This is a genomic window from Okeania sp. KiyG1 (assembly GCF_014132355.1).
In the GTDB taxonomy this organism is placed as follows: domain Bacteria; phylum Cyanobacteriota; class Cyanobacteriia; order Cyanobacteriales; family Microcoleaceae; genus Okeania.
The window spans coordinates 25,093-38,840 of the sequence record NZ_BLZO01000138.1 but is presented as its reverse complement, the minus strand read 5'-3'; the positions used below and the strand labels follow the sequence as shown (position 1 = coordinate 38,840).

At 35.4% G+C, this 13,748-nt stretch carries 16 protein-coding genes and 2 pseudogenes; 3 read left to right on the top strand and 15 right to left on the bottom strand.

Features of this window, described 5'->3' with window-relative positions; translation table 11 throughout:
- The 3 genes and pseudogenes from SAGCYANO_RS32955 to SAGCYANO_RS32945 form a co-directional block, all read right to left on the bottom strand.
- The coding region (locus SAGCYANO_RS32955; RefSeq protein WP_202223924.1) for an RNA-guided endonuclease TnpB family protein at positions 1–677 on the bottom strand (677 nt) is incomplete at its 3' end.
- An 89-nt stretch (positions 678–766) separates the two neighbouring features.
- Positions 767–1,018: a hypothetical protein gene (locus SAGCYANO_RS32950; RefSeq protein WP_202223923.1), complete on the bottom strand. Its 252-nt coding sequence runs from the start codon at positions 1,016–1,018 to the stop codon at positions 767–769.
- 457 nt (positions 1,019–1,475) lie between these two features.
- A pseudogene (locus tag SAGCYANO_RS32945) lies at positions 1,476–3,112 on the bottom strand (DUF2079 domain-containing protein).
- 706 nt (positions 3,113–3,818) lie between these two features.
- Between SAGCYANO_RS32945 and SAGCYANO_RS32940 the strand changes: the two are divergent.
- Together SAGCYANO_RS32940 and SAGCYANO_RS32935 are read left to right on the top strand one after the other, a co-directional pair.
- Positions 3,819–5,065 (top strand): annotated as a pseudogene (locus tag SAGCYANO_RS32940) (histidine kinase).
- A 550-nt stretch (positions 5,066–5,615) separates the two neighbouring features.
- Positions 5,616–6,344: an aldose epimerase gene (locus SAGCYANO_RS32935; RefSeq protein ID WP_307786120.1), complete on the top strand. Its 729-nt coding sequence runs from the start codon at positions 5,616–5,618 to the stop codon at positions 6,342–6,344.
- Positions 6,345–7,064: 720 nt separating this feature from the next.
- On the opposite strand, the gene SAGCYANO_RS32930 is transcribed toward SAGCYANO_RS32935, so the two are convergent.
- From SAGCYANO_RS32930 to SAGCYANO_RS32915, 4 genes are all read right to left on the bottom strand, one after another.
- Complete coding sequence (locus SAGCYANO_RS32930; RefSeq protein WP_202223922.1) at positions 7,065–7,844, bottom strand: hypothetical protein; 780 nt, start codon at positions 7,842–7,844, stop codon at positions 7,065–7,067.
- Between the two features lie 584 nt (positions 7,845–8,428).
- Positions 8,429–9,151: a M15 family metallopeptidase gene (locus SAGCYANO_RS32925; RefSeq protein ID WP_202223921.1), complete on the bottom strand. Its 723-nt coding sequence runs from the start codon at positions 9,149–9,151 to the stop codon at positions 8,429–8,431.
- Positions 9,148–9,288 carry a hypothetical protein gene (locus SAGCYANO_RS32920; RefSeq protein ID WP_202223920.1) on the bottom strand — a complete coding sequence of 47 codons (141 nt, stop codon included), beginning with the start codon at positions 9,286–9,288 and terminating at the stop codon, positions 9,148–9,150. The genes SAGCYANO_RS32925 and SAGCYANO_RS32920 overlap by 4 nt, the downstream gene beginning before the upstream one ends.
- A 36-nt stretch (positions 9,289–9,324) precedes the next feature.
- Entirely contained in the window at positions 9,325–9,579 is a 255-nt protein-coding gene (locus SAGCYANO_RS32915) for a hypothetical protein (protein ID WP_202223919.1), read from the bottom strand.
- Positions 9,580–9,747: 168 nt separating this feature from the next.
- On the opposite strand from SAGCYANO_RS32915, the gene SAGCYANO_RS32910 reads away from it, so the two are divergent.
- A complete protein-coding gene (locus tag SAGCYANO_RS32910) occupies positions 9,748–9,993 on the top strand; it encodes an element excision factor XisI family protein (protein WP_307786123.1) in 246 nt (81 codons plus the stop codon).
- Between the two features lie 342 nt (positions 9,994–10,335).
- Here SAGCYANO_RS32910 and SAGCYANO_RS32905 read toward each other — a convergent pair whose 3' ends face one another.
- The 8 genes from SAGCYANO_RS32905 to SAGCYANO_RS32870 all read right to left on the bottom strand — a co-directional run bounded on the left by SAGCYANO_RS32905 (position 10,336) and on the right by SAGCYANO_RS32870 (position 13,703).
- Positions 10,336–10,683: a type II toxin-antitoxin system PemK/MazF family toxin gene (locus SAGCYANO_RS32905; protein WP_202223917.1), complete on the bottom strand. Its 348-nt coding sequence runs from the start codon at positions 10,681–10,683 to the stop codon at positions 10,336–10,338.
- Positions 10,680–10,895 (bottom strand): hypothetical protein, encoded by a 216-nt coding sequence (locus SAGCYANO_RS32900; RefSeq protein ID WP_202223927.1) that lies wholly within the window; start codon positions 10,893–10,895, stop codon positions 10,680–10,682. Before SAGCYANO_RS32900 ends, SAGCYANO_RS32905 begins: the two co-directional genes overlap by 4 nt.
- Before the next feature lie 80 nt (positions 10,896–10,975).
- Positions 10,976–11,371, bottom strand: a complete 396-nt coding sequence (locus tag SAGCYANO_RS32895) for a DUF5615 family PIN-like protein (protein ID WP_202223916.1) — start codon at positions 11,369–11,371, stop codon at positions 10,976–10,978.
- Positions 11,368–11,742 carry a DUF433 domain-containing protein gene (locus tag SAGCYANO_RS32890; protein ID WP_202223915.1) on the bottom strand — a complete coding sequence of 125 codons (375 nt, stop codon included), beginning with the start codon at positions 11,740–11,742 and terminating at the stop codon, positions 11,368–11,370. The genes SAGCYANO_RS32895 and SAGCYANO_RS32890 overlap by 4 nt, the downstream gene beginning before the upstream one ends.
- A 187-nt stretch (positions 11,743–11,929) precedes the next feature.
- Positions 11,930–12,166: a hypothetical protein gene (locus tag SAGCYANO_RS46185; RefSeq protein WP_237396929.1), complete on the bottom strand. Its 237-nt coding sequence runs from the start codon at positions 12,164–12,166 to the stop codon at positions 11,930–11,932.
- A gap of 13 nt (positions 12,167–12,179) precedes the next feature.
- Entirely contained in the window at positions 12,180–12,488 is a 309-nt protein-coding gene (locus SAGCYANO_RS32880) for a hypothetical protein (protein WP_202223914.1), read from the bottom strand.
- A 52-nt stretch (positions 12,489–12,540) separates the two neighbouring features.
- Complete coding sequence (locus SAGCYANO_RS32875; protein ID WP_202223913.1) at positions 12,541–13,041, bottom strand: WD40 repeat domain-containing protein; 501 nt, start codon at positions 13,039–13,041, stop codon at positions 12,541–12,543.
- A gap of 62 nt (positions 13,042–13,103) precedes the next feature.
- Entirely contained in the window at positions 13,104–13,703 is a 600-nt protein-coding gene (locus SAGCYANO_RS32870) for a PDZ domain-containing protein (protein WP_202223912.1), read from the bottom strand.
- Between the last annotated feature and the right edge of the window lie 45 nt (positions 13,704–13,748).

The window sequence follows — 13,748 nt, the reverse complement described above, 5'->3', positions numbered from 1 at the left end:
AACTTTCTTAATTTCTTAATTCGTTTTTTGAGTGGTTTTGGTGCATCAATCTTTGTACCGTCACTCAATGTAGCAAAGGTTTTAATACCTAAATCTATACCTACTGAATTATCAGTTTTAGGTAAGATTTCTGGTTGTATTTCTACTACAAAACTCAAGAAATATCTAGTAGGGGCGATTCGCGTTCGCCTACAATCTTTGATTACTGTTACTGATGATGGAGCAGTAGGCAATTCTCTTGACCAGACTATTTTCAGCTTTCCAATTTTCGCTAAATAAACTTTATGTTGACCAACTTTAAACCCACCTTTTGTAAACCTAGCAGTCTGTTTTGATTTTCTACTCTTAAATTTAGGAGGTTTAACAGGTTTACCTTTTCTCTGACCTTTAGTTGATTTGAAAAAGTTTTGATAAGCCTGGTTTAAATCATTTAAAGATTGCTGCAATGGTATAGCAGAAACCTCTGATAACCACTCTCTATCTTCATTTTTTTTAGCCTTAGTAATAAACTGTTTTTGTAGTTGTGAGTTAACAGGCTTCTTCTCTCCTGATTTGTACTTTTCTTGGCAGGAAGCTAGACTATCATTCCAAACCACACGGACACAACCAAATAGCTTGGCTAATTGATATTTTTGTCCCGGTGTTGGATAGATACGATACTTAAATCTAGCTTTCATAATTTGACTCTTGAACTAACAACATGATAACGTATCGATTGAAATAAAATCAACCCGTAATAAAAAGTCGCCCGCTTATGGGCGAGGCTTTAAACCCAATTTTTCGGTAAATCTTCTTCCAGGAGCATAGAGATATCGGGGTCTAAGAAGACTTTGATTTCTTCTTTGCCTATTTCGATGGAGATGGGGCGATCGCACCCGTAACAAAAACTCCTAATTCCCATTTCAAAATGAGACAATTCTCCTAAGACATCTTCCGGAGGAGCAGCAAATTTTTCTAATAAAGGTTCTCCCCATCTGATTTGAAATTTATGAAGATGTATATCGCGTTTTATAATCACAATTAACCTTTTTTACCAAGCAGTAAATAAAATCGTGACAATAGAGGAAGTGTTTAGTTGGAGGAAGTAGACCTATTGTCCCACATATACCAACAGGAACTTACAATAATCATAACCAATCTCTCTGTGTATTATCTTGTTATTACAATATCTTAACAAAAAGACTGCAATCACTTATAGCAATATGATTTGAGTTGTGAGATATTGGAAACTTTTAGGCAACAGCTCCGAAAGGCAACAGGCAACAGAAAAGAAGAAAAAACGTATCATATGAATGTAATAATTCCTATATTCTGTACTTTTAAGGAATACTTCAATTCTCACAACTGATTCCTGATTGCTATATTTAATAAATCAAATCAACAAATTTGACAAGAAAATTAGATGAGGTAGGGGGCGAGTTCCACGTTAAATTAATGGGAATTAAACAAAATCAAATAAACCCGCTCCTACAATTTCACTTATCAGAAAATTGAGCAATTTCTCGACGGAATTTTTCCCATCCATCAAGCGCATCAGGATTAGAAACTACTCCTTTTTCCATCAAAACTACACCATCTGCAAAACCAGTAATTCCATATTCACCAGAATTATAAAGATCCTCAATTCGAGGTACAATTTTTTCCAGTCGTTGCCGATCGCTCTTAAATGCTACTCGATATCTATTCAACCGCCACAAGTCAACAATAATATATTCTACTTTTTCAACTTCTCTAGCATCATTTCTAAATTGCATTCTGGGAAACCGCAATATTGCTCGACGACCTGATAAGTGAGGAATAATATAAGTTGTTGCTGCCACACTAGCATCATCAGGAATTTTCCCTAACAACGGTCGCATTTGACTAACGTGTTGCCATTGTTGATGTGCAGGTACATAAACCCAAGGTTGTACTGAGTCTGGTACTAAAAAATAGAAGGTACGATTAGGATTAGAAGTGAAGGTAAAAAATAGAGATAAGCAAAGACAAATTACCCAGAAACGCTGAAACTTTAGTGATGGCAGTGGTGAGTTTTCAACTTCTGATTCTCTCTTTCCCCACCATAAAATTGCACCATAAAATAATCCAGGTACTACTGTCATTGCGTAGCGAATAGTAATTGACAGTACAGACAAACCTTGAGCAGAAAATAATTTTAACAAAGGAAACCCCGCGATCATCCAAGAAGCGGGAGCAACAGCAGGCACAAATGCTAAAGGCAACCATTGACCTAATAAATATTTGATGGTGCCAAAAAATGGGGTAAAAATTTCTCCAATTAAACGCCAAGGGTTGCTAATCATACCCCAAATTATTTCTAGAGTAGAAGCTTCTTCTCCTTCCGCATATTGACCGAATCTTTCCATCATAAATCTCTGGGAAATATCTTCGGAAAATATAGGCATAATCAGATTTGTTAAAGCCACCATATAAACAAAACTGAGAGTACAAATAGCTAAACCTATTTTGGGGTAGCGCTTACTCAAAATTAGATAGAATCCTACTCCAAATAAAACTACTCCCGCATCTTCTCTCACTGCTAAAATTAATATTGCTAAAATCCAAAATAAAGACCATCGGCGTTTTTCCATTGCCAATAGTAAGCTAAATACAAATATAGGTATCTGACAAATATCATGGAAATTTGCGAGAGTAGGGCCAATTACTGCATTAGCACAATAGAAGCTAATAGTAATTATGGCTGATAAGGGTGGCTGGAGATAGTGCCTAGCTAAAATGTATAAAACTAAACCAGCACCAGTAACTAATGTGACTTGTAAAACTGTTAGGGTAATGGGATATGGAAATAGAGCATATATTGGCAACCACAGCAATAGAGCTGGAGTAAAATGTTGGCCTAAGCGGTGATAGTATACTTCTGGTATTTGGCCTTGGTGAACTACATTTGTGGAAAGAGCAGAAGAGAGAGAACTTTGAAAAAACGACCGTGTATATTATTCCAAAAGACTTGGTTAAATATACCCTGGTCGTAGGAAGCGTAAAAACTATAATAGCGATGCAGATTAAATAATAGACAGAGAACAAAGAAGGCGATCGCCACCACAAGCACCATTCTGAGGGACTGATTTTTTTGCCAGCTAACCAACTTCATCCACTTTATAGTAATATTTCAAAATTAAATTTTATAGCACTACGTGCTAGGGAATAGGGAATAGGGAATGGGGAATAGTAAATTGTTAAAGGGTTTTCGGTGCTCAAATGCTCCGCTAACAGGGTTTAGAAATGTCAAACACATTAATGCGTAGCGCTATAAAAAAAATTTTAGATTATAGCAATGTGCGCTGGCATATTTACAAATTACAAGAACTGTCCAATAGCTAAAAGTCTTATATTATCAGTTTTTATTCCCCCTTCCGGAGCTGTTGCTTTCCGGAGCTGTTGCCTGCGCACAGCGCTATAAATGAGGCACAAAGTCATCAGAGTATCCTTAGCAAACCTCTAACTACCATAAAATTGAAGCTTGCAGTATACCACTTACCAGAAAATTATCCCTCGTTTGAGTCATTATAACCACTGGTAAGATTTATCTGTGTTTACATACTATAAAGTATCAATTATGTCAAGTAAGCATTAGATAATCTCGATACACTCTAGAAGGCGAATTTAAAGTATTAGTGTCACAATATGAAATAGATATTAAATTATCTCAGAAACAAATTTTATTTTATAGGCCATTAATAGAAAAATATAAAATTCAACATTTTGTTTTTTAATCGTAAGTGGTAAACCCCGCCCCGCTTACACTATCGGGCCAAGTATCTAGGTAGGCGGGAATATTCAATATGGATTACTACTAAATGGTAAATTATTCTATTTGCAAAAGAGATGCTAATAGCCTATCCCACTTACCTAGAGATTTTGTACAGGTGTCTTCAGAAAAATCTAATAATAATAATGAGCAGGGATGTTTACAGATTTTATTGTTTATCAATAAACGTCCTGGCTCTCAACAGCAAATTCAAGCCATTCGTAAGTCTCTCAACAATTTAAAAAAGATTATGATTATCCCTTTGAATTTCAAGTCATTGACGTAGAAGAACAACCCTATATGGCAGAGCATTTCAAGTTAATTGCTACTCCTGCCCTACTCAAAATTTATCCTGAACCGAGACAAACCCTAACTGGTACAGATTTAATTGCCAAATTGGAATATTGGTGGCCACGCTGGCAACGTTCTATCGCCGAATATTGGCACACTCATAACTCTCAGCCTCAGTCTAAACAGGTTGTTAATCAAAAATTATCTGTTAGTTCCATCGACTGTGCTGCGGAATTAATGCAAATGTCAGATGAGATTTTTCGTCTCAAACAGGAGAAAGAACAACTTCAAGCTCAACTAAGATTTAAAGACCGTATTGTGGCAATGTTGGCTCACGACTTACGCAACCCTCTGACAGCAGTTTCTTTGGCTTTAGAGACTTTAGAATCAACTCAAAAAACGGCTAATAGTGAGGTTCCCAGAAGGTCTCCAACTCTTGTGGAAAGGCTAATTAAGCAGGCACGTTACCAAGTTCGCACGATCGACAAAATGATTATAGATATTCTGGAGAGGCCAAGAGGCAAAAGTACGCGGTTACAAATTCAGCCTGAAAAATTAGATTTGGGGGCATTGTGTAGCGAGGTGATAATTAGTTTTCGAGACCGACTTAAGTCAAAAGATTTGCAGTTGAAAAAGGATATTCCTAGTGATTTACCGTTAGTTTATGCCGACCGAGAAAGAATACGTCAGGTAATAGTTAATTTGCTGGATAATGCCATTAAGTATACTCCTAAACAAGGAAAAATACAGGTTTTAATTCTCGATCGCACTACTCAAAAGATTCAAGTAACAATTTGTGATAGTGGCCCTGGCATTCCTAAAGAAAATCACGGCCGTATTTTTGAAGATAGTTTTAGGCTCAAGCGTGATGAGTCAAAAGAAGGTTATGGTATTGGTCTAGCTCTATGTCAGAGGATTATTTTATCCCACTACGGCAAAATTTGGGTAGAGTCTAACCCTAATCATGGTAGTTGTTTTAAGTTTACTTTACCAGTTTATCGGTGAGGAGATGGGAAGATAGGGAGATGGGGAGATAGGGAGATGGGGAGATGGGGAGATGGGGAGATAGGGAGATGGGGAGATAGGGAGATGGGGAGATGGGGAGATAGGGAGATGGGGAGATAGGGAGATGGGGAGATGGGGAGATGGAATATTTTTTGATACGGAATTAAGCGGATTTGATATAAAATATCACTTTTAACTTTTGACTTTTGACTTTTGACTTTAGTGAATGGGGAGATGAGAAGATGGAACATTTTTTGATACCGAATTAAGCGTATTTGATATAGAATATCACTTTTAACTTTTAACTTTTGACTTTTGACTTTTGACTTTAAATTCCACATTATGTCCAAAATGAATAGTTTTTCAGACTATTCTGTGAGACCTTAATAGCAGTTGTTTTAGGTGAATTATCTATGCCTGCTAATGTTGGACAAAATCAAAATCAACCCTATATCCTTTCTGATGAGACCACTCAGTCTTTAGTCGTAGTTGTTCCCGAACGAGGTGGCATTATTACTGACTGGCGTACTCAAGACCAAAAATATTTTATATGGATAAGGAACGTTTTGCTGACCCCACTCTTTCGGTGCGCGGTGGCATTCCTCTATTGTTCCCTATTTGTGGCAACGTGGTTGACGATACCTATACGTTAGATGGAGAAAGCTACAAAATCAAGCAACATGGTTTTGCTCGTACCCTTCCTTGGGAAGTTACACAACAGTCTACCGAGAATGGCGCAAGTATTACTGTGACTCTCCGCAGCAGTGATGAAACTCGGGCAGTATATCCATTTAATTTTGAGTTGAATTATACCTATATATTGCGGGGTAATACTCTAGAGATGCGATATTCTCACACGAATTTATCTCAGAAACCTATGCCATTTGCTACAGGAATTCATCCTTATTTTGCTGTGAATGATAAGAGTCAATTAGAATTTGATTTACCTTCAAATGAATATAAACTTAAGGGTGAACCAACTGTTAATACTTTTTCTGGAGAGTTTGATTTTAATGCCGAAGAAATTGATTGGGCTTTTGTAAATTTGTCGAAGCAGTCCGCAGTAGTTACTGATAAAAGTCGTAATTTAAAGTTAACTATTAACTACGATAGTAATTACTCTACTCTGGTTTTTTGGACTGTGAAAGGTAAAGATTTTTATTGTTTAGAACCTTGGACTGCACCTCGTAATGCTATGAATACTGGGGAAAGTTTATTAATTGCTGAACCGGGTAAAACTGTGGAAACAGTTATTAGTATGACGGCGGAAATTGGCTAATTTTCAACTCTTTGGGCCACTGACTTTGTAATTCCCATTTATTCTACGTCCTAACTACTGCCTACTGCCTTTTTCCGCTCCTGGGAGGGGTTATATAGAATCCGGTTATATAGTATATGTTGATAATTTCTTAAATTACTTTAAACCTTTAATCTCCCCTACTCCCACACTCCCCACTCCCCTCTTCCCCTCCTGGGAGCAGTAGGGGTGGGTCCCCTACTCCCAACTATACAATAACTATTCAACCGGATTCTATATTAGGGGTGGGTCCCTTTTTCCCCTCCTGGGAGGGGTTAGGGGTGGGTCCCTATCCCAGCAAAAAGACTTTCCATAAGCAAACCCTAATTAGGGTCTGCTGAAAAATTGGTTGGTGGACGTAGGACACGGGGACGCACCAGACGCGGGGACGGGTCGGTTTGTGGAGAACAGGCAATGGTTTTGGCAATTTTATGTGAAGAAATTTTGTTGAATTTCAGCAGAAAATTTCAGTAAATTGATGCCAATAAGAGCCAATAACTTAGGAGATAAATTGAATATAAAAAGCTCAATTACCTTAGCTATTCTGACTTTTAGCTTTATGAGTGCAAGCCCTAATTAAAAATAAAAAATAATATATAAAAGAATACAAACCCCTAGATAAATCAAAGAGCTTTTAAGCATTTTTTGATGATAAATATACCTCAACATAATAGAGCATATTTATTACTGTATAAAACTGATTTAATACTTTTCATAAATCAGGATATTTTTCACATCACTACCAACTTTTTCTGAACGAAATAAACCTGGTTTATATATCCAAGCTGCTCGTACATCTGCAGTAACTTTATGTAAGTTTTTGGGTTTTTTAATTGTCAGAGCTACTCTCACATCATTTTTAATCCCATTACCTTGAAAAAACCAAGCTGGTTGAGAAGTTAATCCACCGGAAAAATCAATTGTGACATCTCTCATACGTCCCACATTAAATTCCCAAGGTTCTAGTTCAATATCAGCAGGTAACATATTTAAAACATTAACAGTTACAGGAATAAATTTTAGTAATTTATCAACTGCTACTGTAACTTTGCCTTGGACTAGATATTTTTCATCAAATAAATCAGATGGTAATCCATCTACAGCTATTATTGGTTCAGAATCATTACCTCCTATTAAAGAAACTTCTAATCTGAGTTGTTCAATTTTGCCTTTGGGAATAATAATATTCATCCCTAGTTCGGCTTTAATTTTATCGTATTTATTGTCTGAACCAATAATAGTTGATTCTGCATATTCAGCAATCTCAATTCTAGTTTGTTTAATTAACCGAACTATTTCCCAAGGTTCGAGGTTATCTTGTAATTGTTTTGGATATCCGTGACGACTGAACTGTTCTGGGAAATCTTGATTTTCAGTAATCTGACTGGGGATTTTTTCATAGTTATCAGTCAAGTTAATTGTTTGAGTTAGTGGATTTTCATCATTAAAAATATAAGTTGGTTCTAGTAGTATACTTTTCATATTGTTCTCCATAAAAATTGATTAAAATCGGAATTAGTGGTAAGCATTCAGCCGTCAGCAATCAGCAATCAGCAATCAGCTATTGCTTTTAGTTTTAGATAAAAGCTTTACTAATTGAGGCAGAATTTATACTTAACTATAAAATCTGGCTGAAACAGTCTATATTCATTAAAACCCCATCATGATAGCTGAGAGCTGACAGCTAATAGCTGTTTGCGCAGCAGTCCGCAGGAAATGCTTACAATTAGTGACAACTATTTAATGTTTTTATTTGTAATTACTGACAAATTAATTGTTCTCTATCATAAACTTTCTCAACTTCAAAGTCAAACTCCGGATTTTTTCATAATATAATACTTATCTTTAACAGAATTTATCCACAATAGGGGGTTTAATACTTTAGTCCTGAGTTAGTAACTTTTTTACCGAAAAATTTTGGTATAAAGCCTCCCCTTTTAAGGGGATAAAAAAATAGGATAGTCCTTATATCAAGCCTCCTTATTGCAGAAGTACTGATAACTGTTAGCGTAGCTCCTCCGACAGGAGGCTAACTGATGACTGATAACTGAAATGACATCCATAATTTATATTTTTTGAAATTCAGTAATTCGATCTAAGGGTACATCCAAAATAGCAAATTTTTGCCATCCTATTGCATCAAAATGCCACCATTCTGTTATTAAAGCTTCAAAGCCATACTTGTTCATTTTCTCTACTAATAGTTCGCTATTTCTCTGAACTTCTAATTTATTACCTAAATAATTGCGCCAAGCTTTTTCAGAAAAATCATCAAATTCTGTAGGCATTTCTAACTCTTTACCAGTGTTTAAATCAACTAAAGTCACATCAACTGCAGCACCACGATTATGTCGAGAACCTTTCTCAGGATTAGCAACATAACGAGAATCTGGCAAAACTTCCCACATCTTTTTTGTAACTGATAGAGGTCGATAGCAATCATAAACTTTTAAACCTAATCCTATTGTTTTTAAATCTGCCTGAACTTGTGATAATTTTTCTGCTACTTCTTTTCTTAAAGCACATTTTGCTACAGGGTATAATTTTTGGTTGAGGAAATTATTTGTAGTGGCGTAGCGAATATCTAAAATAATCTCAGAATTAAGAGTTTTTATATCTACTAATCTTGCCCATTCAGGTATTTTAGATTCAGCTATGTTATGATTCAATATTGCTTGAGTAATACCTACTTTGACTTGCGGAAAATTGATAGATATTGCAAATATAAGTGCTGCTAAAATGAGAACTATCGATCTTTGTAAAAGTAGTAGTAGGTAAGAAGTTTTCATAATATTTTATGTAAGCATTCCGTTGAACTAGCATTTAATTCCCGCATTCCTAGCTCTAAAATTTGGGGTAATTGTTCTTCAAAATAATGGATACGTGAAATTAATTCATCGGGGATATTTAGGGTGATTTGTGGCATATATTTATCCTGTTTTTTATTTGATATTAAAGGGTATTATTCAACGTCTATTCCTTCCCACATTTCAGAAATTGGTTTAGTTTGTCCAGATTTTGCTTGTTGCAATGCTCTTCTGAGACTAGCTTTTATTTCTTCAACGGGAGTATCGTCAGGATCGGGTTCATCTTCTTCTGCTACTTCGGGAAAAAGTAGGATAACTCGCACTTTTCCTGGAGGTAAATTTTCAATAGGTTGGTCGAGGAATAATTGTCCGTTTTCATCAATAGTTCCTGTTACTTCAATGGCTTTCATTTGTTTTTTCAATAATATAATGGTCAATTATATTATAATTTGTTTGAAACTAATTATTTTCTCTTTTTCAGAGTCAGATTTACAATGGATAATACCATAGATTTTTATAAGCAATGTGTCAAAAAACTTCTCTGTGAATATGAATATCTCAAGGATGAAGATTCGTAAATTGAGCTAATTTTTGATGATGAAAGAATGCGTTATTTGGTTTTGTGGGTGGGATGGTATAAATATAAGCCTATTCATCAATGTGTTGTACATATTGATATTGTTGAGGATAGTATTATTATTCAATGTAATGATACGGAAGAATCAATAGTAGAAAAATTAGTAGAGATGGGAATTTATCAGGAGAATATTAGTTTGAATTTTATACATCCTCAACATCGAGGTTATTTGGAAATAGCTACCTAATTTTATCCTCTGGAAAAAAGGCGATCGCTCGACTTAAGTAGCAATAAAAATAGAGTCAATATTACAGAAGATTTCTCGCATAAGAAGTACAGATATTAACAATTAAATGTTCCCAGTGCGGGCATCTTGCCCGCGTGGATGTATCTCAATAAGTTGAAATATTTTGTTCTGGTTTTAAACCACTGACATTAATTGTTTGGTTCATAGTTTATTGTGATTATAGAATTGTATTATTTTAGCACCAATTCGTTTTGAGTAGCTTTTATAGCAGAAATAATTCTAATAATAGAATCTTCTTCTCGAAAACAATGAACTAGAATTAATATTCTCAATGAGAATATTCTATAACCCTAAACAATAACGAATTGATGCCTCAATTTCTGCCATTTTAGTTTCAGAAATTCGTCCCGCTGGAGAATCAGGAAAACGATTTTTATCTAAAGAACGGATTTGAAAACATAAAAAAACAGTCTCCATTGGCAATCCACTTTCAGAAGAAGAAACACGCACATTAGTGGGAAAGTCACGGGTGATATTTTCACCTTTTGTTCCTACAATTACAGTAATAACTAAGGGTAGTTGGTTAAGAGAATCAATTGATAAAATTAACACAGGTCTTTGTCCTGCTTGTTCTCTGCCTTGAACCGGATTAAGATTAACAAAATAAATCTCGCCTCTTTGAATGGTCATAAATCAGTTAAACCATCCATTTCAGTGATTTTAAATTCCTGTTCTATTTGCTGAATTTCAGCTTGAATAGATGGATCGTTTGCCATTGCTTCTAGTTGTGTTGTTAAGTTAGAAACACTGATTTCTATTTCTTGATCTCCATAAGTAGCTTTTAATCTTTCTAAAAAGCTCTGATCGAGTTCACTAGCTTTTAAACGATAGGTAGTTACCATTTTGAGTTATTATTTTTGTTAAAGTTGATTTGCGGGCTAAGAAGTTTGCATAAATTATATTATATTTGCTCCAAGAAATTTCAAGGGATAAAAATTCGCATTGTACCTTGGTAATATTCAATATCTATCGCAATTTCTACTAAGCGGTTGACACAACGTTCTCGATAATTTGAGTCAGCTAGGAGTCTATCGACATTAGCGATGGTTAATACAGGAAAAGAAGTAGGGGTATTTTCTTCACGGATGACTTGCTCCAAAGAATCTTTACCTTTCATACTGCGGTTAGCGGTTAGCAAAATCATTTGATTAGCTTGTGCAAACCTCCAAACTTGGCGATCGCTACTATTCATTGGTAATTCTACTTCGGAAAAATTGACAAAACGAACGTCAATCAAATCTAACCAACCGCTAGCAGTCAGACTACCTAGTAGAATTAGAGCAGGCCCATTGAGATTATAATCTATCAAAAAGTTCATACTTGCGATCCCAGTTGAGCTTTAGCTCTTTGCAGTTTGGCACGGATAGCTTCTGTTCCTGGTTTTGGTGGTGTGGTAGCAATGCGAGCAAATAGGGTGCTATTTTGTGCTTCCCAATATTTTTGGAGTGCTTCTGCTTCTTGGAGTACCGTTTGATATTCTGCTTCAACTTCTGGACGGTGAGCTTCGATGTAAGATAAAGCTGCCTGAAGTTGTTCGTCGGTGAGACTTAGCATACTGCGGATAAACTGAGGTGGGTACTGTGCTGTTAAATAGTCCATGATGTCGTAGATGGTTATGCGAGTTCCTGTTATTGTTAATCCTCGTTCGGTTATGGCGATCGCTTTTTGTTGATTAGATGGAGATGTCATTTTGAGATTTATTATGAATTTGTCTTGATTATATTATCAAAGCTAAGTTCTATATCATAGTTGATAAGCCAAAATAGAGTCAATATTTATCTGCCAATTTTCATCTAAAAATTGTAGATTTTCATCATAAATTATAGTTAGTTCTCCCAGATTTTGTGCAGCTATATCATTAGCTTTGAGAAAAATTTTAATTTAATCCAACGTTTTTATTGGTAACACCAATTGAGTTACTAACTAACTCAGCAGATAGGGAACGAGGCAAGATAATTTCTTCATAATATTTATCTTCTTCATCCCAATAACCGCAGATTTTATAATCGCATAATTCTAGATGTTCTCTCACTAAAGAGTTAGCATCTAAATTTTCTATTACTTCTGTTAAATCTTGCCAAACGGGGTGATTTTTTAATTCTATTTGAGTCATAGTTAATTGATAATTAATGTTCTGTTACAAAACCAGGAAAGTGTAAAACTTCATCTATAATTATTCCGTGAAATCGGCGATCGCCTCCTTTTCCTAATACTTTTGATTTTAGGTCAAAACCTTCTATTTCGGAAGCAACAAGTCCAATATTACCGCGAGGGGGAACTATTCCTTTTTCAATAGCTTTTAAATGTTTGTTATTTTGGTCATATTTTATCCCCAGTTGTATTTGCTCTTTGCTAAAAGATACTAACTGATCGTTAGTTGTTTGGTATATTTTATCGGGCTGAATATCTGCCCAGTTATTGGATAGGGGTTCCATTTATTTTTTGGGCAAGTTTGAATGATTAATTATCATACTATGAATTTTCTAACTATTTGACTTCTTCTTGACACACTTTTAATTTCTCTTTTTCTTGGGGGCGAGTAGTTAAATATTCTTGCAACCAATCGCATCCTGTTGCTAATAGTTCGTTTAAGTTTTTATTCTGCCAAATAAATACTTTGCTTTGACCAGTTGCTATATATTTACCATCGGGGGAAAAGACTATTTTACCTTGATTTTCTTCGGGAATTGTATGTTTAGCAATTTGTTTTCCGTCAAGAGTCCAGATGGTGAATTCATTGGGGTCTAAAACTGCAATTTGCTGACTATCAGGACTAAAAGCTATCCTAGAAGGAACTTGTAGCAGCTTAATTTCATTAACTAAATTTCCAGAAAAATCCCAAATTCTGATTGAATTATCTGTATTAGTTACTGCTAAAAGTTTACTATCAGGACTGAAATCAACAGTGATAATCTCCTCTGGATTATTGATTTCAACCAGTTTGTTAGTTTTTATGTTTCTTAAGGATAAATTGCTCCCTTTCCACATTGCCAAATATTGACTATCAGGGCTAAATTTTATCCCTTCTGCAGCAAAAAGCGATAAATTGGTTATATCATAAACAAATTTTTCTCTAAGAATTGTTTTTCCTGCCTTTCAAAACCACGCTCAGAACTCATAAAGTTAATTTTTACAGGAGTACCAGGTTCTCCCATGAGCAATTTAAATACGTCACTTAAATTGTTAGGAATTTCTTGACCATCTATTGCCTCAATTACGTCACCACTTCTCAAACCTGCTTTCATTGCTGTAGAATTTTGGAAAACATCAAGTATGTGTACTTCATAACTACCCGAAATGGTTTTCTTTATTGAACCTGGTACAATAGCTAGCATTGAAACTTCCTCTTGATTTGAGGAGTGTTTTGCATCAACATCTAGCGGATAGAGCAAATTACCAGAGGTATCCCAAAGTTTAGTTACTAAATCTGTTGAAATAGTCAAAATATATTTGCCGTTTGGACTAACTAATACTTGGCGCAAATAACCAAAATTGTTTTTAAACTGCTTGACTTGCTGGGTTGATAAATCCCAGAAGCGCAGGGGGGGTTGCCCCATAGTAAAAAATCCAATTGTAGCTATTGTGCTGCCATCTAAACTTGAGTTATAGTATCTATGACCAATGTATGTGCCAGCAGACCAAGAGTGCAAAACTTTTTCCTCTGGACCAATACTTGCTTTTAGTTCAGGAATTAA

Bases quoted from the DNA above. Each gene is read 5' to 3' on its own strand.
- SAGCYANO_RS32925 (WP_202223921.1), bottom strand. From the start codon at position 9,151: ATGAAAACTTCTTACCTACTACTACTTTTACAAAGATCGATAGTTCTC.
- SAGCYANO_RS32920 (WP_202223920.1), bottom strand. From the start codon at position 9,288: ATGCCACAAATCACCCTAAATATCCCCGATGAATTAATTTCACGTATC.
- SAGCYANO_RS46185 (WP_237396929.1), bottom strand. From the start codon at position 12,166: ATGACTCAAATAGAATTAAAAAATCACCCCGTTTGGCAAGATTTAACA.
- SAGCYANO_RS32880 (WP_202223914.1), bottom strand. From the start codon at position 12,488: ATGGAACCCCTATCCAATAACTGGGCAGATATTCAGCCCGATAAAATA.
- SAGCYANO_RS32900 (WP_202223927.1), bottom strand. From the start codon at position 10,895: ATGGTAACTACCTATCGTTTAAAAGCTAGTGAACTCGATCAGAGCTTT.
- SAGCYANO_RS32890 (WP_202223915.1), bottom strand. From the start codon at position 11,742: ATGACATCTCCATCTAATCAACAAAAAGCGATCGCCATAACCGAACGA.
- SAGCYANO_RS32915 (WP_202223919.1), bottom strand. From the start codon at position 9,579: ATGAAAGCCATTGAAGTAACAGGAACTATTGATGAAAACGGACAATTA.
- SAGCYANO_RS32930 (WP_202223922.1), bottom strand. From the start codon at position 7,844: ATGAAAAGTATACTACTAGAACCAACTTATATTTTTAATGATGAAAAT.
- SAGCYANO_RS32905 (WP_202223917.1), bottom strand. From the start codon at position 10,683: ATGACCATTCAAAGAGGCGAGATTTATTTTGTTAATCTTAATCCGGTT.
- SAGCYANO_RS32935 (WP_307786120.1), top strand. From the start codon at position 5,616: ATGGATAAGGAACGTTTTGCTGACCCCACTCTTTCGGTGCGCGGTGGC.
- SAGCYANO_RS32895 (WP_202223916.1), bottom strand. From the start codon at position 11,371: ATGAACTTTTTGATAGATTATAATCTCAATGGGCCTGCTCTAATTCTA.
- SAGCYANO_RS32875 (WP_202223913.1), bottom strand. From the start codon at position 13,041: ATGTGGAAAGGGAGCAATTTATCCTTAAGAAACATAAAAACTAACAAA.